The organism is Enterobacter cloacae complex sp. SHL020 (assembly GCF_049236945.1).
Classification (GTDB): domain Bacteria; phylum Pseudomonadota; class Gammaproteobacteria; order Enterobacterales; family Enterobacteriaceae; genus Enterobacter; species Enterobacter dykesii.
In genome coordinates, this window is sequence record NZ_JBMKJF010000001.1 from 668,596 (window position 1) to 686,158 (window position 17,563).

At 48.0% G+C, this 17,563-nt stretch carries 15 protein-coding genes; 4 read left to right on the forward strand and 11 right to left on the reverse strand.

The window, feature by feature from the left end; genetic code table 11:
- Nucleotides 1–57: 57 nt before the first annotated feature.
- The 10 genes from ACOTZB_RS03190 to ACOTZB_RS03235 all read right to left on the reverse strand — a co-directional run bounded on the left by ACOTZB_RS03190 (nt 58) and on the right by ACOTZB_RS03235 (nt 5,985).
- Nucleotides 58–471 (reverse strand): Ivy family c-type lysozyme inhibitor, encoded by a 414-nt coding sequence (locus ACOTZB_RS03190; protein ID WP_045143001.1) that lies wholly within the window; start codon nt 469–471, stop codon nt 58–60.
- 388 nt (nt 472–859) lie between these two features.
- Nucleotides 860–1,378 carry a hypothetical protein gene (locus tag ACOTZB_RS03195; protein ID WP_039262740.1) on the reverse strand — a complete coding sequence of 173 codons (519 nt, stop codon included), beginning with the start codon at nt 1,376–1,378 and terminating at the stop codon, nt 860–862.
- Entirely contained in the window at nt 1,375–1,911 is a 537-nt protein-coding gene (locus tag ACOTZB_RS03200; RefSeq protein ID WP_045143003.1) for a lysozyme, read from the reverse strand. The genes ACOTZB_RS03195 and ACOTZB_RS03200 overlap by 4 nt, the downstream gene beginning before the upstream one ends.
- On the reverse strand, nt 1,911–2,213 hold the full coding sequence (locus ACOTZB_RS03205) for a hypothetical protein (RefSeq protein WP_052954259.1): 303 nt from the start codon (nt 2,211–2,213) through the stop codon (nt 1,911–1,913). The genes ACOTZB_RS03200 and ACOTZB_RS03205 overlap by 1 nt, the downstream gene beginning before the upstream one ends.
- Nucleotides 2,214–3,369: 1,156 nt before the next feature.
- The gene (locus tag ACOTZB_RS03210) at nt 3,370–4,203 is read right to left on the reverse strand and encodes an antitermination protein (RefSeq protein ID WP_143347136.1); all 834 of its coding nucleotides are present in this window, start codon (nt 4,201–4,203) and stop codon (nt 3,370–3,372) included.
- Nucleotides 4,200–4,562 (reverse strand): crossover junction endodeoxyribonuclease RusA, encoded by a 363-nt coding sequence (gene rusA / locus ACOTZB_RS03215; RefSeq protein WP_143347137.1) that lies wholly within the window; start codon nt 4,560–4,562, stop codon nt 4,200–4,202. Before rusA ends, ACOTZB_RS03210 begins: the two co-directional genes overlap by 4 nt.
- A gap of 2 nt (nt 4,563–4,564) precedes the next feature.
- The gene (locus ACOTZB_RS03220) at nt 4,565–4,765 is read right to left on the reverse strand and encodes a hypothetical protein (protein WP_202774308.1); all 201 of its coding nucleotides are present in this window, start codon (nt 4,763–4,765) and stop codon (nt 4,565–4,567) included.
- Between the two features lie 4 nt (nt 4,766–4,769).
- Nucleotides 4,770–5,372 (reverse strand): DUF1367 family protein, encoded by a 603-nt coding sequence (locus ACOTZB_RS03225; RefSeq protein WP_202774309.1) that lies wholly within the window; start codon nt 5,370–5,372, stop codon nt 4,770–4,772.
- A gap of 39 nt (nt 5,373–5,411) precedes the next feature.
- A complete protein-coding gene (locus ACOTZB_RS03230; protein WP_237757265.1) occupies nt 5,412–5,654 on the reverse strand; it encodes a hypothetical protein in 243 nt (80 codons plus the stop codon).
- Between the two features lie 106 nt (nt 5,655–5,760).
- Nucleotides 5,761–5,985 (reverse strand): DinI family protein, encoded by a 225-nt coding sequence (locus ACOTZB_RS03235; RefSeq protein WP_039262741.1) that lies wholly within the window; start codon nt 5,983–5,985, stop codon nt 5,761–5,763.
- Nucleotides 5,986–6,335: 350 nt separating this feature from the next.
- On the opposite strand from ACOTZB_RS03235, the gene ACOTZB_RS03240 reads away from it, so the two are divergent.
- Both ACOTZB_RS03240 and ACOTZB_RS03245 read left to right on the forward strand, forming a co-directional pair.
- Nucleotides 6,336–6,500, forward strand: a complete 165-nt coding sequence (locus ACOTZB_RS03240; protein ID WP_421626482.1) for a YnfU family zinc-binding protein — start codon at nt 6,336–6,338, stop codon at nt 6,498–6,500.
- A 138-nt stretch (nt 6,501–6,638) separates the two neighbouring features.
- Nucleotides 6,639–15,221, forward strand: coding sequence for a GH36-type glycosyl hydrolase domain-containing protein (locus ACOTZB_RS03245; RefSeq protein ID WP_421626483.1), 8,583 nt, complete (start codon nt 6,639–6,641; stop codon nt 15,219–15,221).
- Nucleotides 15,222–15,238: 17 nt separating this feature from the next.
- Here ACOTZB_RS03245 and ACOTZB_RS03250 read toward each other — a convergent pair whose 3' ends face one another.
- The gene (locus ACOTZB_RS03250) at nt 15,239–15,472 is read right to left on the reverse strand and encodes a hypothetical protein (RefSeq protein ID WP_039262743.1); all 234 of its coding nucleotides are present in this window, start codon (nt 15,470–15,472) and stop codon (nt 15,239–15,241) included.
- A gap of 152 nt (nt 15,473–15,624) precedes the next feature.
- Between ACOTZB_RS03250 and ACOTZB_RS03255 the strand changes: the two genes are divergently transcribed.
- Nucleotides 15,625–15,801, forward strand: coding sequence for a YnfU family zinc-binding protein (locus ACOTZB_RS03255; RefSeq protein WP_217498535.1), 177 nt, complete (start codon nt 15,625–15,627; stop codon nt 15,799–15,801).
- Between the two features lie 537 nt (nt 15,802–16,338).
- Nucleotides 16,339–17,247, forward strand: coding sequence for a kdo(2)-lipid IV(A) palmitoleoyltransferase (gene lpxP / locus ACOTZB_RS03260; protein ID WP_039262348.1), 909 nt, complete (start codon nt 16,339–16,341; stop codon nt 17,245–17,247).
- Nucleotides 17,248–17,563 lie beyond the last annotated feature (316 nt).

Genomic DNA, 17,563 nt, shown 5'->3' on the forward strand with positions numbered 1-17,563 from the left:
ATTGATTTGTGTTTTGAAGCTTCAAACTGGTGGATTACAGTTTGAAGCTTGGGTTATTTAATTGCCGTACAGTCGATTGAAAAGCGCATTTTTCATCGCATTAGAATCAATCGGATCCACGTTTAACCAGGTCAATGTCTCACGATTCTTTTCTGCATTGAAATCAGAAAACACACCATGAATATCACCGCTATCAGGTGAGTAGAGAACAGCAATATTCTGTTCTGGACAACTGTGTGGTTTACACCCTGACAGTGCAATATACTTTTTGCCCGCAACTGTTACTTCGGTTGATGGCGTGCTCGTGCCACCACTTTTTACCCATGCAGGAAGTTTGTTTTTACTAATCAGCTGGGAGTAGCTTTTAGACGTGCTTTTTGCACTGGCGAAATCAGAAAGATACTGCCCCACGTCGGCAAGAGCACTGAAAGATACAAAAGCCATAGCAGCGATAAACACTTTACCTTTCATATTAATCCTCATTCCATAAAGACATCTCAACACTATACCTTATCGGCTACTATGTCAGCCCTACAGTTAGCTAGAGGATTCCATATTACTGCCTATCCCAAGTGATTAACTCAGAATCATCCTAATAGCTACCGCTTATGCTTGTTGATTACGGACTGCTTGCCAGACTATTCAAGACTCTGATGAGGAGTTTGCCAACTCCAGGGAAACATCCATAAAAAGAGCAAGTGAAACTGAGACTCTGGTAGCCCTCCTTGTGAGGGCATTTTTTTACAATGCTGCGCTTCGCTTGTTAAATATTGAGTCTTTTCTACAATTTAATAGTGCTTTGCTATGTCAGGTAAAGCCGTCGTTCAGGAATACCCGTGTGCTCAAGGACGAGCCATCCCTAATTCTTTCTTTCCAACTCGATCTGCCTTATGCCAGCGAAATTATTGTTGCCCTTTTCAATTACAGCCAGTAGCGGCTTAATCCACAATACTGCCTGGCAGTACGTCATGGAGTTGGTGGCAACGGCACGATCATCGGCTGTGTCAGGTCCATTGGAATCGGTGTGCATGGCGCTGGCACGTAAACGGTGCGCGTATTTGAGCAGCCCACCAGCAATGTCAGCAGGAACAGGCAGATCACAGGTTTTTTCACGGCGGAGAATCTCCCGGTATTCGATTACGGTTTCTTCGGTGCTGGTGTCAATCAGGGAGTTGAGCCTATTGGCATGTTCTGCAACCTGATTGAATCGATTGAAGTTGAATGCCTGGGTAGCGATAACCTGCCCCTGCAGAGAATTGTCACTTCGCAGAACGTCGTTTTCACTTTGAAGATTACTGGCCTCCAAGCAGCTCTTAACGAGGGCGACCGAAAGGCCAGCAATAATGACAACGCCGATAATACCCGGATTAATTTTCACTGGTCTATCCCCCAGCACGCCAGCGCACTTTCCTGGTCTCGCCGTTCTACCTGACCGTAGCAGCCGTTCTTCTGACCTTTAGTCATGCTGCAATCGCGACCACCGTCTTTAATCCACCAGCGGATTGCCTCGCATGCCCCGCGGCGGTCACCGGCATTAATGCGCTTATAGAACGTGGACGGGAAGCACTTACCCGGCCCGATGTTGTACGGACAGAAAGATGCGATCCCAGCTTTCTGAGGTTCGGTAAGCGGTACCGTAATATTGCGATCAACCCACGCCAGAGCCTTATTGCGTTCGATGGCGTTCACCTGATTGCATTTGGCCTGAGTCAATTTCATGCCCTGCACAACCGGTTTACCATCAACCATCGTTGCGCCGCGGCAAATAGTCCAGATACCGCCGCCATCTTTGTAGGCCGTGAGGCTGTTACCCTCTTTCTCATTCAGAAACTGATCGAGAATGACGGATGCAGGAGCACCAGCCAGTACCAGCCCCAGAACTGCAGTACTCAACTTTGCTCTGGATCCCATCACTCACCTTCCTTTTGTAATGCCTCAACGACCACGCTTGCAGCGGCAGGACGCTCGTGAAGGGGTTTATCACATACGCCTTTCAGGTAGTCATTGACCATTTTTGTTCGCTTCTCATCCTCTCTACGCCTGCGGTTTGCATCCACCCGCCCGTTAATGTAGGAGGCAAGCGAGATAAGCAGACCAGCAGCGCCAAAAAACATGAACACCAGATCCTGAGTGGTAAACCCAATTGCTGACGCCAGAGCTGCTACCCACGCGAAGAACTGCGTGAAGATGTTCCCTGAATCATTCATTTTCATGGTCTCTCACCTCGCTTTGTGCGGGTGCTATTGCTAGAAATAAAAAAGGCCGCCATATGGCAGCCTTGTGAGGGTTGTAACCTGCTGGAGCTTCCCTCTTCTGAGGAATGCAATAAATTAAATAATCCTTAAGAAGAACTATTTAAAGCTTTAAAACAATTAACTATTCGCATAGTTTTTAGATGTTATCATTTGCGTTAAGTTAAAAACTTATCCTCAAAGGGATATAAGAAATACAAGCGGGTAGCACTGGCATTATTAATGCGGAGAAGATTGATGTCGTTCTCCGCACTTTTTAGTGCACTGAGCAAGCTATCAAATATCTACCTGCCACTACATCAGTGCCAGAAACATGATCAGACATTCAGCCCCCTCTTGCTCTGCCTCCCCATACAGAAAATTTGAGTGGATAGATAAAAAAAGCCCGCTCTTTTGGAGCGGGCCAATCAGTTGACTATTTGAAAGGTAGGTGTGATTGAAACCAATGACTCAGTAGTGAAGCTGTATCGGCTGATTCACATAAGGTTCAGGAGAACCACCGAGCATTCAGTAACTTCTCACGACTTAAAGCGTAGCAGTAGTTTTCCAAGTCATAAAAAAAGGCCTGCGTTTTATGGCAGGCTCTCAAGGAATTTGAAACTTGTGTTGTTGTTTTCATGGTGCCGGGTGCCTCCCGGTGACTCTACCCCAGTCAGCAAAGACGCGCGCATACCTGCAGACAGCAGTTGACTGGTACGCCCTTTCGCATAGAAAGGATTCACCACGTGAATAAATTACGATGAATTCATTCGCATGGTCAATATGTCTTGCTATGGGCACTCTTAAAACGAGGGATAACAAAAAAAGCCGCCGATAGGCAGCTTTGAAAAATGTTTGGCTCAGTTTTCATCAGGAAAGAAGATAGTTTGTTGCGCCGGGCGCCTCCCGGTGAGAATGACTCCAGTAAACATTCCCGCGTCTGAGAGGTTTCCTTTTCAGGTAACTACTGGAACGCCCCACCGCAGAGGGGGATTCGCAACACTCACAGTATAGACATAGAAACTTAAAAAGCCCCACGGGGTTAACCGCGGGGCTTTAAACGAAGGCAATAACCCATCGTTAGAGGAAAACTACCACAGATTCGAGAAAAGTAAATAGCTCACGATAAAATAATGCCCTATTTTGTTATCTGCTTAAGCTGCGCATCAGCCCAAGCCTCTTCGATATCAAACTTGGTGATTAGCTGATCGTAAAATGGCTTAACAGACTTTTTCCAAGTATCGAGGCTGATTGCATCCGTTATCTGACACACCGCGGCGTAAGCCTCAGTTGATGGAATTCTTTCATACCCCCGCCCGCTGCAGCGTTTGCAATCAGCCAGAACCGGAACGCCCTGCTGTTTTGTAAGAGCCTGATTAATGGCTTTCCCGCGTCCATGACAGTCATTACAGGCACAACTAACGACCCTCTTACCCTTACACTGTGGACATAGAACTCGAGTGACTTCCCTAACCTGCCTGTGCACCTCATAGTCGGAAGGACGAATATCTTCGACGCCCATTTGCAAAGACAACTTCACGAACCTCTTCTCTCTTGCCGGAGTGTGAGACTTCATGCTGAAAACCTCAGCGTCGATAAACCCTTCCCCGTTGCAGCCATCGCACTGCTTCACGCTGGCGGCGCTGCGGGAATAGTCCTCAAACGCGAAGGTGGCCAGCTGGTGCATCACTAATGGCTTAACCCTGGCATCCAGTTTGCGCAGGGCAGCCACCCGATCGCACTTGGTCAGCGCGTACTGGGCCAGCAATTCGATCGCCCTCTCCCGGTCGTTGCTGCTGATCCCCAACTTCCCGAGAAAAGCACTGTACCCCATGGCGGCCCGTTCCTGTGTCATGCCCATAGCGGCCATGATATCCGTTCCGGTCAATGAGTCTGACGCCGTTGCACGCGGAGAGTCGCTGATCATTGTCGATTTGGCGAAGTGATATTTGAGGGTATTTTCAAGATTCATGCGGTCTCCAGCTCGGTAATGGTGAGTTCTAATTTCCCGCCCTTAACGACAGGCATTTTCACAACGCGATAGTCGACAACCTGGCAGTCATCCAGCCAGAATCCCGCCTTGGTTAAAGCGTCGAATGCAGCTTTCTGCAGGTTATCCAGATCGCGCCGCCGGCGGTCGGGCATGTGACAATCAATTCGGATTTTGAGTGGTGCAGCTGTCCGAATATTAAGCCGGGCGCTTCGAATGAGACTGGCGACCGCATAGCGATACGCGACGCCATCTGCGCTAATGTGAGTGCGCCCGCGGTTGTGCCGGTAATACCGGTTGTTGCTCGGCGGCCAGGGCAAAGTGATTTGATATGTCTTCACGTTCACCCCCACATCCGGTTTCGCCAGCGGCTATCCGGGCGCGCTGGTGTATTTGAGGTTGGAAGGAATGCTCTGACAGTCCAGGTCACGTAATCCGGGTTTAGGCTGCGTTCAACTCGCACGCCGCGCGCTTTGTAACGCTTAACCAGTTCGTCGGCCTGTTCGGTGCTGCAATCGGTGTGGTGGAACCAGGAATACTTCATACCATCACCCCGCGAAGCCAAGCAGCTGCGCGGCGACGTTTTCGGCCTCGTCACGGCTACGGAATGAACGCGACAGGACCCAGCGCCAGAGGACATCGAGCGCGGCCTTATAAAGTTGCTGAAACTCGAGTTCGTCCATGTTGGCGAATGAGATGCTACGAGGATGCTTTTTGAGTGTTCCGTCAGGTAGCTGAATGGCATCAAAGTGCCCTGCTTCGACGATCACCCAGGAGCAGTAAGCATCGAAGGACTTGCACAGCCTAATGCCATTCGTGACTCGCCGGTAAGCAACCTGCTCAAGATACTGCTCAGCAGCATCGATCAGCGACCCCTCATTCCCACCATAAGTAGCGAGGAACTTGGCGTAGCCGGTGATCAGCTTCCGCTCGTTGCTAGAAATAGCCCCACCGGTAGGTTCCCAGTATTCAAACCCGAGATTGAGAAGCGCGAAAAAGCGCCGATGGAATGCCGGGTTACGTACCCGCCTGAACTCGGCAACAAGAACATCGCCGAGCCGGGTTTTGGATTGCAGAATATCGCTGGTCTCGGGCGTAGCCGGGATCAGTATTCCTGAGTGGTGTTTGATAAGTTGTAATTCTAGCGCCATGGCTCTCTCCGTGGCGCATCAGGTATAGGGTGTTCAGGCCTATGAAAGAATAATATCAGACGGTGGTGTAACTCGGTACCCCAGCCGTTTTGCAAATTGCATGAAACCGTTAAGAGTGAAGATCTCTTCATCCTCAAGTAACGGTCGTAATGAAACTATTCCATTTACTCGATAAACCAGATATCTCCCTTCCGCCGGGAAGCTATAGATAACTGCTTTATCGGCCCTTCTGACCACGTCGTACCATTGATCATCTGCATTAAAGGCACCTGCACTACACACTATTTCCCCCAGAGCGACTTATTGACGCGGTAAACAGTAATCGGGAACAGCCAGGGGAACGCAAACAGCGATACTCTTTGAAACTGCTCCAGTGAAATTCACGCGATTAATAAAACCACTCGTCCGCGCTTTTCCAGGTCTCCTGCAGGATATGTTCGACCTCCTTCTTGTCGCCTCCGAAAACAGTCAACCCATCATTGCCGGCACGCTTAATCGTAAGCTGGCAATCATCAAACTGTTTACTGAGTTTTTTGACAAGTTCTGACTCTAGCGCAGGTATAGCTCCATCAGGAAGTTTCTTCATGCGATCAATGGTTAACTCGATTGTCATTTTTCCCTCCACAATGAATTACTGTATGTATATACAGCATATTTATAAACTTATCTTACGGATTTTGCAACGCTTTCAGAACATCGAATGTGAATCAACCGATTTTTCTTGTAGAAAAAATCAAGTGTTCAATCCAGGCGGTAACCTAGATAAAACTCATCTTGCGTTGCAAAATAGCATAAGGATTTTAAAAGGTTGGAATTCATTCGCTTCAAAAACGGACATGAAAGCGATGAGTTAGAAAAGAGAAAAAAAACCTCACTTATGTTAAAAAATGGGTGATTATTAAATTGGTTTAATTTTAGCCAAATGTGATAAAGTGAAATACATTCATTGAGAGGCTAATAATCATGTCTGTTATCGATTACGCAATGAAACTGTTTAGAAGTGTATTAACCACCACCGTCACCTGCCCTTTTTGCGGATTAAAATCCACTCAGTCTTCCTCTAAACTGCGTCTAAAAAGCCCCATGCTTAGTCCGGGGTGTAAAGCACTTTTTATCTCTCCGCGCTAGCTTCACAGCCGATGTTCTACACTTAATAAAATATCAGCAGTTGTCAAATCCCCGATGCCTTACGCCCATCCTGAGAGAACGTTTCTGAACTGATTTCGCATCTGCTCCTGCGCGTTAACGTAGCAAAAGAGCAACCCAATGAAAATGAAACCTATTGCGTGGTTTAAGCGTTCTCGTATTCTGCCCGAAGGCAGCGCAAACATATCAGCCCCAGCCAACGATTCGGGAGGAGAAAACTATTTACGTTCGGAACTGTTTTCTACCCCTCAGTTGGAACGCTTTGGAAGAAAACTGGCTCGTACGCACAAATTGTCTCCGGAAATACTCCCGTACTACCTTCTTAAACGACTAACTGACAATGAAACGATAATTACGCGATGTTGCTATCTACTCAATGCAGGAAAAAAAACGAGTATCATGCCCGCAGGTGAGTGGCTGCTGGACAACTATTACCTGATTGAAGAGCAGATTCGCATGGTACGCCAGCACTTACCGAAAAGCTTTGGTAAGGGTCTTCCGGTACTAGCCTATCCACATAGATGTCCCAGAATTTATGACTTAGCCTCAGAGGCCATAGCGCATGGCGACGGACGCTGGGACACCAGCAGCCTTACCAGTTATATTTCCGCCTATCAAGAGGTGACACCTCTGACGTTGGGGGAGATATGGGCTTTGCCAGGAATGCTGCGTCTAGCGCTGATAGAAAACCTGCGTCGTGTGAGCAACGAAGTGACCCAGGCCCAGCAGGAGCGAAATCTTGCAGATATGTGGATAACGCGAATTTTTGATTGTGCAGAGAATGCTCCCGCCGACCTAATTTTGATTGTTGCCGATATGGCGCGTAATCATCCTCCACTGAGCAGTGCCTTTGTTGCTGAAATGGTTCGTCGTCTGCAGGGACATGGCAATGCTCTTGCACTCCCTCTGAATTGGATTGAACAACGTCTTGCAGAGCAAGGTGTTACAACTGAGATCCTGATTCATCGCTTCAATCAGCAGCTTGCCGCCAGCCAGCTTTCCGTCAGTAACAGTATTTCGGGTTTACGTCTGCTGAGTGAAACGAACTGGTCTGATTTTGCAGAGACCATCAGCGTAGTCGAGCAAACTTTACGCCTTGACCCAGCTGGTATATATCCTCGCATGCACTTCGACACCCGAGATCATTATCGCCATGTGATTGAAACGCTTGCCAGGGATGCGAGCTTGAGTGAACCGGAAGTTGCAAACCGCGTGTTGGCAATGTCTTGCGAACCGAGTCTAGATCCTGAGCACCGGCATATCGGTTATTTTCTGCTTGGGGGTGGAAGGCCACAACTCGAACAACTTTTGTCAGTTGAAAGGTCTCTATTGAAATGGCTACGGCAGAGTATGAATAAATCGCCCCTTCTGTCATGGCTTGGTAGCCTGAGTCTCTTGACCACGGCCGCTACGGCTACCATATTGTATGAAACTGCACTACAGGGTATATTCTGGCTGCTCATCACCCTAGCACTCCCCCTTATTGTTGCCATTAGTCAACTCGCCAGCGATATGCTTAGCGAAGCAACGACACGCTTTCGTATTCCCAGACCTCTGCCGCGGATGGACTTTTCAAGTGGGATACCAGTTGAATATGCCACAATGGTTGCGATCCCTTGCATGCTGACAAGCTATGAAAGCCTCAGCAAACTTCTCTCTCGCCTGGAAGTCTGCAGCCTTGGCAATCAGGATGAAAATCTCTACTTTGCACTTCTTACCGATTTTCCGGATTCATCAACTGAGGATACCGAGGAAAACACTGTCCTTTTAAGGCAAGCGATTGCTGAGACGCAGAGACTTAATCGGCGCAACCCTAGCGGCCGATCTCGATTTTATCTACTGCACCGCCGGCCGGTGTGGAACGATTCGCAGAGAATCTGGATGGGATATGAACGCAAGCGGGGCAAACTAGCTCTTCTTAACAGCTGGTTACGCCAACCGGGAACCCAGTTTTCGAGCGTTGCAGGCTTTCCCTCGCAGGCTTTGCCCGGACGGATTAAATACGTCATCACTCTTGACAGTGATACGCTCCTTCCTCGCGATACCGCCCATAAACTGGTGGCCACAATGGCGCATCCGCTGAATAAACCAGAATATGATCCAACGTTCCAACGAGTCGTTAAAGGGTACGGAATTTTACAGCCAGGCTTAGCAGAGGAAATGCCTCTTTACGGTCAGGGGCACTACGCCGCCATGCGCAGCAGCGTCCCGGGTAATAATCCCTATTCGATGATGTCTTCAGATATATATCAGGATCTTTTTGGCGAGGGATCGTTCGTAGGCAAAGGTATCTATGATGTAGATATTTTTGTCCAGTCCACTGCCAACGTCTGTCCGGAAAATCTTGTACTCAGTCACGACCTGCTCGAAGGATGTTACGCCCGCTCTGGTCTGCTGAGCGACGTTTTACTTTACGAACAATATCCAACTAATTATATCTCAGACGTCGCACGTCGTACGCGCTGGATCCGCGGAGATTGGCAACTGCTCAATTGGTTAAGGGTTCGGGTCAGAAAAGCTGACGGAAGCAGGGAAAAAAATCCATTGTCCATCCTTTCTCGTTGGAAATTATTGGATAATCTCCGACGCAGCCTGGTAGCGCCGTCGATCATGCTGCTTGTATTGAGCACGCTGCTCTGGCTCCCCAACCCTTTATACTGGTTTAGCGTGCTTACGCTAATATGGTTTCTTCCTGCGGCGCTTAGCATAGCATGGGATCTCGGTCATAAACCGCACCGCCGTCCCCTTAAACAACATCTGCAACTGGTCTCAGCTGGAGCCTTGAAGCGCATTTCACGTATCGGTCTCACGATTATGATACTACCCCACGAGGCCGGTTACTCATTATACGCTATTGGAGTTACGCTTTGGCGACTTGGTGTAAGCCAGCGTAACCTCAACCAATGGGTAAGCTATAACCCAGATAACTACCAATCCAGTATCTCGGTTTTAGGTTTTTATCGGGAAATGTGGCTGAATGTTGCCTGCGGTCTGAGTCTCACATCACTAGCATTGGTGTTTGATCCGCTGATGCTGTTCATCGCATTGCACATTAGCGTCGGGTGGTGCATAGCTCCCATTATTATGGCTTGGCTGAGCCGCCAACCCGCGCGTAAGCCCTTTTTGCCAGATCATAAGCAGAAACTTCTGCTGAGACAGACAAGCCGAGAAATATGGTCTTTTTTTGAGACCTTCGCCACAGCGAAAGAAAATTGGCTCCCCCCCGATAATTATCAGGAAATACCGCAGCCGACGATCGCGCACCGTACATCCCCTACCAACATTGGGTTATCACTACTGGCTAACCTTACTGCCTGGGATTTTGGCTATTTGCCAGGCGGCAGCGTCTTACAACGCATAACGCTCACGCTCGACTCTCTTGATAATATGGAACATTTTCGTGGTCATTTATATAACTGGTATGACACTCGAACACTTGCGCCGCTCAGTCCGCGTTACGTATCAAGCGTGGATAGCGGTAATATGGCTGGACATCTATTGACTCTGCGTGAAGGGTTACTAGCCATGCGAAACCAGCCGATTTTGAATGGCGAAAGAATACTTGCAGGGTTAAACGATACATTATTACTTCTTGAAAAACACTGGGGGCCGGGGGCACCGGATACACTTAAAGAGCTTCAAAAGCAGTGTTTCAGCTCAGTGGAACTTCCTTCGGGAGCTCTTTACAGCGAACTTAAAAAAATGCGTACTCAGTGCAAACATCTTACCGCTGCGAGTCAGCAGGAAGGTGATCTTGTGGTGCGCTGGGCCGAGCATCTGGAGCATCAGTTGGTTGAATTATGCCACGAATGGTCACATCTGCTCGCGTGGTTACCCCCTACATACCCAAGCGAGACATTGCCAACACTAAGCTGGTTGGCGCAGAGTACCGATACCGGAGAAGGAACGCCTCCTGCATCAGTTATTACTCACGCCCGTTTGCGGCTGGATATCATTAGCGAACTTGAAAAGAGGTTAAATGACCATGCGCGAATGGATTTTGCCTTTCTCTACAGCGAAGCTACCAGCCTGCTCAGTGTCGGATATAACTGCGACACAAATACCGCCGATAAAAGCCACTATGACCTTCTGCCCTCTGAAATCAGGCTGACAAGTTATCTCGCTATCGCGACAAATCAGCTTCCGATGAAAAGCTGGTATGCGTTGGGAAGGTTGTTCACCAATATCGACAATGAAACCTCGTTAATGTCATGGAGCGGCTCGATGTTTGAATACCTGATGCCGAATCTAGTGATGCCAAACTGGCGTGGCAGTTTGCTTGATGAAATGGGCAAATCCGCGGTGACACGTCAGATTAACTGGGGCAAGGAACGTGGCGTACCATGGGGCGTTTCTGAGTCCGGCTATCATGCATTTGATGTCCAGCGTAATTATCAGTATCAGGCATTTGGGGTACCTGGACTCGGTCTTCGCCGAGGACTTGCGGACGATATGGTAGTCGCGCCGTATGCAACACTGCTGGCTCTGCTCGTTTACCCCCAGAAGGCCTGCGAAAACTTACTTAGACTGGAGCAGAGCGGTGCGCATGGCGAATACGGGTTTTATGAAGCGCTGGACTACACGCCATCACGGCTTGCTACCGGGCAACTGTACGCGGTTGTACAGTCCTGGATGGCACACCACCAAGGGATGGGATTCCAGGCGCTAGCGCATATCCTGCTTGATGCCCCAATGAACGAGCGATTTATGGCAAGCCCCACCTTTATATCGGCGAATCTTCTATTGCAGGAACGCGTCCCGGATGCAGTCGATCTTTACAGCCCTCGCCGTCATTTTGAATCCCATGAAGGAAGGGTTAAACCGGTGCGATATGAACCGAGAGTTTTCAGTCATGTAGACAGCCCTACTCCGGAAGTACAGCTGCTCTCAAATGGGCATTACCACTTGATGCTGACGCCAGGTGGTGGAGGATACACTCGCTGGAATTCGATTTCAGTTACCCGCTGGCGCAGCGATACAACCCGTGATAACTGGGGATCGTTCTGTTATATCCGTGATCCGCATACGAATGAGGTATGGAGCAATACTTGGCAGCCCATGGGCGGAAATGCGAACAGCAGCGATGAGATAATCTTCACCGACGCAGGCGCAGAATTCAGGCGTACCTTCGGAGCCCTTAGCGTTAGGACACAGGTTGTAGTTTCCCCGGAGGATGATATAGAGCTGCGGCGCGTCACCCTGGTACACCATGGCCGTCTACCGCGAACGCTCGAGCTAACAACGTATGCTGAAGTGGTGATTGCTCCAGAAACCAGTGATCTAGCGCATCCGGCATTCAGTAATTTGTTCATCGAAACTGAGATTGACCACAGTCGGGACGCTATTCTTTGCCATCGACGACCGCGTTCTCCAGATGATCCGAGCCCATTTCTGTTTCACATGATGGTGGTGCATAGCAATGATCATAATGAAGCCTCGTTTGAAACAGACCGAGCTAAGTTTATTGGAAGGGGCAGAAGTCAGGCTGATGCCGCTGCTATCTATGCTAACGGGCCGCTCAGCAATACTTCCGGTGCCGTGCTGGATCCTGTCCTAGCGATCCGACAAGTTGTGAGACTCATGCCAGGTATTCCGATAACGATTGATATCGTTTATGGCATCAGTGAGAGCCGTCAGCAAAGCAAGGCATTATTGGAAAAATACCGTGATTACCCAATCGCTGAGCGTGTTTTTGAGCTTGCCTGGTCGCACAGTCTGGTAGTGCTAAGGCAGATAAATGCCAGCGAAGATGACGCAACGCTGTTTAACCGACTCGCTAGTGCTGTGCTCTATCCCTGTCACGAACTACGCGCCGACGATCAAGTCATAAGCCGTAACCGCCGCGGTCAGTCCGGACTATGGGGCTGGGGCATTTCAGGTGATTTACCGATTGTACTGCATAGCGTGACCAGCGATGAGAGTATGACCTCTATCACTACACTGATTCAGGCTCATCGTTACTGGCGACTAAAAGGGCTTGAAGTGGATCTTGTTATCCTCAATAACAGCGCAGGTGGCTATCAGCAGGCCCTTCAAACACTGATTATGGATTTAATCTATGCCGGTTCAGAAGCCAGCCTGCTGGATAAACCGGGCGGCATTTTTGTCCGTAACGGGGAGCATTTGTCTTCTGAAGATAAGCAATTGTTGATGAGCGTTGCATGTATGTATCTTGACGATCGCGCCGGCGGGCTAAACGAGCAACTTAATCAGCGGCTCCACTCGCCAATTAAACCGCAAAGGCCATTTGTATCTTTTGTCACTGAGGGAAGCAATCGACAGGAAGACTGGACGCCGCATATAGAACATCTGTTCAACTTCAATGGGCATGGAGGGTTTTCAGAGGATGGACGGGAGTATCAGATTATCCTGAAGGAAAATGTTCCAACACCGGCCCCTTGGTCAAATGTGCTGGCAAACTCCTGTTTTGGTAGCGTTATTTCAGAAGCCGGACAGGCTTACAGTTGGTATGAGAACGCTCATGAATATCGTTTAACTCCCTGGGAAAACGATCCAGTAAGCGACCGTAGCGGTGAGGCTTTTTATATTCGTGATGAAGAGAGCGGAACGGTATGGTCACCCACGACGTTACCTGTACGTGGCCGCGGGGATTATTTAACCCGTCATGGTTTTGGCTACAGCGTATTCGCGCACCGCGATAGTGGTATAGATAGCGAGTTGACAATACTGGTTGGCGAACACGATCCTGTTAAGTTGGCACTTCTGACGCTTAGTAACAATTCGGGCCGCACGCGCAAATTATCGGTCACAGGGTACGTAGAGTGGACGCTTGGGGAATCACGCTCGCGTTCTGCTCCCCATATCGTTACACATACGGTGGTCGTGCCGGGTGGTAGTGGAGTTACAGCAAATAACTTTTACGGAGCTAACGGCGAAGGACGCATTGCATTTTTCGCTGTCAACGATCCTCATTGTTCGTTGACAGGTGATCGCCGAGAGTTTATTGGCCGCAATGGCTCTTTGCAAAAACCGGCCGCAATGAAGCTTCGCAGCTTATCGGGAAATACGGGCGCTGGTTTGGATCCATGCGGTGCAGTTCAGTCTGTTACCACCCTAATTGACGGTGATCAGAAGACCTTCATTTTTGTACTCGGCAGCGAGGAAAACTCCGCCCGGGCTCAGACTATACTCGATCATTATTTGGATGAAAATATCGTTCGACAGGAGTTGGACAATGTCCATCGTCACTGGCACCGCATGCTGGATAAGATAGTGGTCAATACACCAGACCATTCAGTTGATAAGCTAGTTAACGGTTGGCTTCTATATCAGACAATGGCCTGTCGTCTCATGGCGCGCAGTGGTTATTATCAATCGGGTGGCGCATTTGGTTTTCGCGATCAACTCCAGGATACATTAGCACTGACCCACGCTGCACCGGAACGCCTACGCGACCAAATATTACTATGTGCGTCAAGACAGTTTATTGAAGGCGATGTGCAGCACTGGTGGCATCCACCTCACGGTAGCGGCGTACGCACGCGATGTTCAGATGATTTTCTCTGGCTACCGCTCGCCGTCAGTCACTACGTCGACACTTCTGGGGATATCGGAATACTAGAGCTGATGATTCCTTATCTGGAAGGACGTCAGCTCCAGCCTGGAGAAGAGTCCGTTTACGATACACCACTAATCAGCCACACCGAAGAGACGCTATGGCAACACTGCGTTAAAGCCATTAAGCATGGGCTTCGTTTTGGACAACATGGTCTGCCGCTAATGGGCGCTGGCGACTGGAACGATGGGATGAACCGGGTCGGCATCGAAGGAAAAGGTGAAAGCGTTTGGCTCGGGTTCTTCCTGTTCGACATTTTAAAGCGTTTCGCGACACTCGCTGAGCGTCAGCAAGATAAGCTTGTAGCATCGCTGTGTCGCACGGAGGCGGAACACTTGCAAAAAAATCTGAATGCGACAGCCTGGGACGGGGAATGGTTTCGGCGTGGATATTTTGACGATGGAACGCCTTTAGGATCCAAAAGTTCTCAAGATTGCCGGATTGATGCAATAGCTCAAAGTTGGTCCGTTTTATCCGGTGCGACAGACTGTGGACGTGCCGGTAAATCAATGCAAGCTCTGGACAAGCATTTGGTAAACTCCGAATCCAGGTTGATAAAGCTACTTTCGCCTCCATTCGATGGACACGGACCAAATCCCGGTTACATTCAGGGTTATGTGCCTGGTGTGCGTGAAAATGGCGGGCAATATACTCATGGTGCTATCTGGGCCGTGATGGCATTTGCCCGAATGGGAAATGCAGAGCGTGCGTGGCAACTCTGGTCACTGATCAATCCAATAAACCACACGTCTACTGACGAAGAAGTTGCGATTTACAGAGCAGAACCATACGTAATGAGTGCAGATGTTTACAGCATCGCGCCACATACTGGACGTGCAGGTTGGAGTTGGTACACCGGATCAGCGGGTTGGGCCTATCGTCTTCTTACAGAAGAATTGATGGGCATAAAACGTTCCGGTGATGTCTTGACCATACATGCCCTGTTACCAGCAGAGTGGGAGTCTTTTTCTCTGACATATCAACATGACGAAAGTTATTACGAGATTACCATTACACGTGGCAACGGGGAGTATCAGGTCATACTAGATGGTATCGAACTGTCTGATGACCGAATACCTTTAAAGCAGGATGGTCAAAGACACATAGTAGAGATCACTCAGAACTAAGGGATCTTAAGAGCGCATTAACGTCTACCGTTAATGCGCTGATTGTCTCTAAGCACTTCAATCGCAGTCTGCATAGCAACTTTATCATCACGTCTTTTTTGCTTACCTTGCATGACTTGAAGGTACTCGAGCAAGGTACGTGTATTAATCGGCCTTCCCTGTTTACCCACAGCAAGCACTGCTTCACCTAAAATAATTTTTACTGGTGGCAACTGCGCTGGGTACCAGTCAAGAGTGTCTTCTGATTTCATCATAAATTTCTCGTGGAAGGATATTGTAACATAAATCAAACAGTTGTTTTCTAAAAGTTCATATTTTATTCAGCAATAAATATTCATAACTTAACCCGACAATTTATATTTTAAAGCGTATAATAAATATTATATTTTTCAGAGGTTATTTTATGTCATTTACAGAAGGACTTAGACATTTTAAAGAAAGACCGGTCCATGTTGCTTGCCCGGTATGCGCATACAGAGCCAATCAGAAAGCAGGTAAACTAAGAAAAAATGCTATTCTGGAATGTCCTGCCTGCGGACTGTTGTTCAGGCCATCAGAATGCTGGTGCATCGGCGGTTGAACAGTTCCTGCAACTTAACTGATATCTGTAAATGCCAACATTCCTTTTATAGTTTAGTGGTAGAGGGCATTATGATGAAAGATAAAAAATCTGTTTTTATTGAAGGAGATATACTTTCGAACAGCTGTCATGGACAGATCGGTCAACATTTCTATATCCACAGAGTGAAATTTAGCAATGGTAAATATGCAATTGTACGGGAAGCATCAGGGATATGTTTCAAGCCAGGCGAAGTTATTCAACGAGATGATTGCAATTGGTTTTATAACTTAATCCAAATTCGTCTTCTATCTTTTGAGTATGTTGGGGAGGATGAATCCAGAAGGCAATTCCTCGAATATCATTAATAACCCACTGAGTCTTATAGAAAAAGAATTTTTCGCCTCACTAAACCATTTAGTTGGCATCCACTCCCACACGCAATCTGCCCCCCTGAATTCAGAAAAAATTCAATTATCTAAATGAAACGTTACGCTGAAAAACAAACTCTTCAAATTATCCATGTGCATTACAACCTTCATTAGCTTAGGGAAATTTATGTCACAACTCTTTACATACAAATTACTTCATCCCCGCTACTGGTTTTCCTGGGCAGGCTTGGCACTTCTGTGGGTTATAGTCCAACTTCCTTATCCGGTTTTACATACTCTTGGTTCCTGTCTTGGAACAATCTCCCGGCCCTTTTTAAAACGTAGAGAAAGTATAGCGGTTAGGAATATTGAACTCTGTTTTCCCGATATGACTCCGATTGCCCGAAGCCACATGATAAATAATAACTTTGTTTCTCTCGGGCTGGGACTGATGGAAACTGGCATGGCCTGGTTCTGGAGCGATGCGAGAGTCAAAAAGTGGTTTGACGTAGAAGGGATTGAAAACTTGGCTAACGCAACCGGAGGGGTAATGGTTGTCGGGATTCATTTCATGTCCCTTGAACTATGCGGAAGAGTAATGGGGTTATGCCATCCAATGATGGCAACGTATCGGCCGCACAACAATCCATTGATGGAATGGGTTCAGACAAAAGGACGTATGCGTTCAAATAAAGCTATGATTGATCGACGTAATCTATCTCGATTAGTTCATGCACTCAAGGCTGGTGAAGCTGTGTGGTTTGCACCAGATCAGGATTACGGGCCTAAGGGGAGCGTTTTCGCACCCTTTTTCTCGGTAAAAAAAGCAGCCACAACGAACGGAACGTACGCACTTTCAAAACTCGCTGGAGCAAATTTGATCACACTTAGCATGATTCGACGGAGCGATAAAAAAGGTTATCATATGTATATCAGTAATCCATTGTTAGGATATCCAGAGGACGATAATATCGCTGCAGCTGCTTATATGAATAAAATCATCGAGCGTGAAATCCTCCGCGCCCCTGAGCAATACCTGTGGATGCATCGAAGGTTCAAAACGCGCCCAGAAGGAGAAGACTCTTTATACAAATGAGTTTTTCACAGAATTATTCAAATGATTGTCCAGTGGACCTTTCTCAACACCACTCGCACCTCATGCTAGCTTTCATCCGTTCATATTCCGACCTTAGCAATTCAGAGGTGTAGGATCCAATAGAGCGGCCAAAGCTAGGATTTCGTACTGCCTAATCCTCAAGATAAAAAAGGTACCATGGGAAAAGTGATTAATATGATTGAGTTATTAGACAACTATTTCTCCGCACATCACTCAGTCAGCATCAGTCACTTCAGCTACGCTTTATGTGTTCAGCAATGAGCATGTGGTATAAAAAATCTCTTTCGGCTCCATA

Bases quoted from the DNA above. Each gene is read 5' to 3' on its own strand.
- ACOTZB_RS03250 (WP_039262743.1), bottom strand. From the start codon at position 15,472: ATGAAATCAGAAGACACTCTTGACTGGTACCCAGCGCAGTTGCCACCA.
- ACOTZB_RS03210 (WP_143347136.1), bottom strand. From the start codon at position 4,203: ATGAATCTTGAAAATACCCTCAAATATCACTTCGCCAAATCGACAATG.
- ACOTZB_RS03240 (WP_421626482.1), top strand. From the start codon at position 6,336: ATGTCTGTTATCGATTACGCAATGAAACTGTTTAGAAGTGTATTAACC.
- lpxP (WP_039262348.1), top strand. From the start codon at position 16,339: ATGTCACAACTCTTTACATACAAATTACTTCATCCCCGCTACTGGTTT.
- ACOTZB_RS03200 (WP_045143003.1), bottom strand. From the start codon at position 1,911: ATGGGATCCAGAGCAAAGTTGAGTACTGCAGTTCTGGGGCTGGTACTG.
- ACOTZB_RS03245 (WP_421626483.1), top strand. From the start codon at position 6,639: ATGAAAATGAAACCTATTGCGTGGTTTAAGCGTTCTCGTATTCTGCCC.
- ACOTZB_RS03235 (WP_039262741.1), bottom strand. From the start codon at position 5,985: ATGACAATCGAGTTAACCATTGATCGCATGAAGAAACTTCCTGATGGA.
- ACOTZB_RS03220 (WP_202774308.1), bottom strand. From the start codon at position 4,765: ATGAAGTATTCCTGGTTCCACCACACCGATTGCAGCACCGAACAGGCC.
- ACOTZB_RS03225 (WP_202774309.1), bottom strand. From the start codon at position 5,372: ATGGCGCTAGAATTACAACTTATCAAACACCACTCAGGAATACTGATC.
- ACOTZB_RS03255 (WP_217498535.1), top strand. From the start codon at position 15,625: ATGTCATTTACAGAAGGACTTAGACATTTTAAAGAAAGACCGGTCCAT.
- ACOTZB_RS03190 (WP_045143001.1), bottom strand. From the start codon at position 471: ATGAAAGGTAAAGTGTTTATCGCTGCTATGGCTTTTGTATCTTTCAGT.
- ACOTZB_RS03205 (WP_052954259.1), bottom strand. From the start codon at position 2,213: ATGAAAATGAATGATTCAGGGAACATCTTCACGCAGTTCTTCGCGTGG.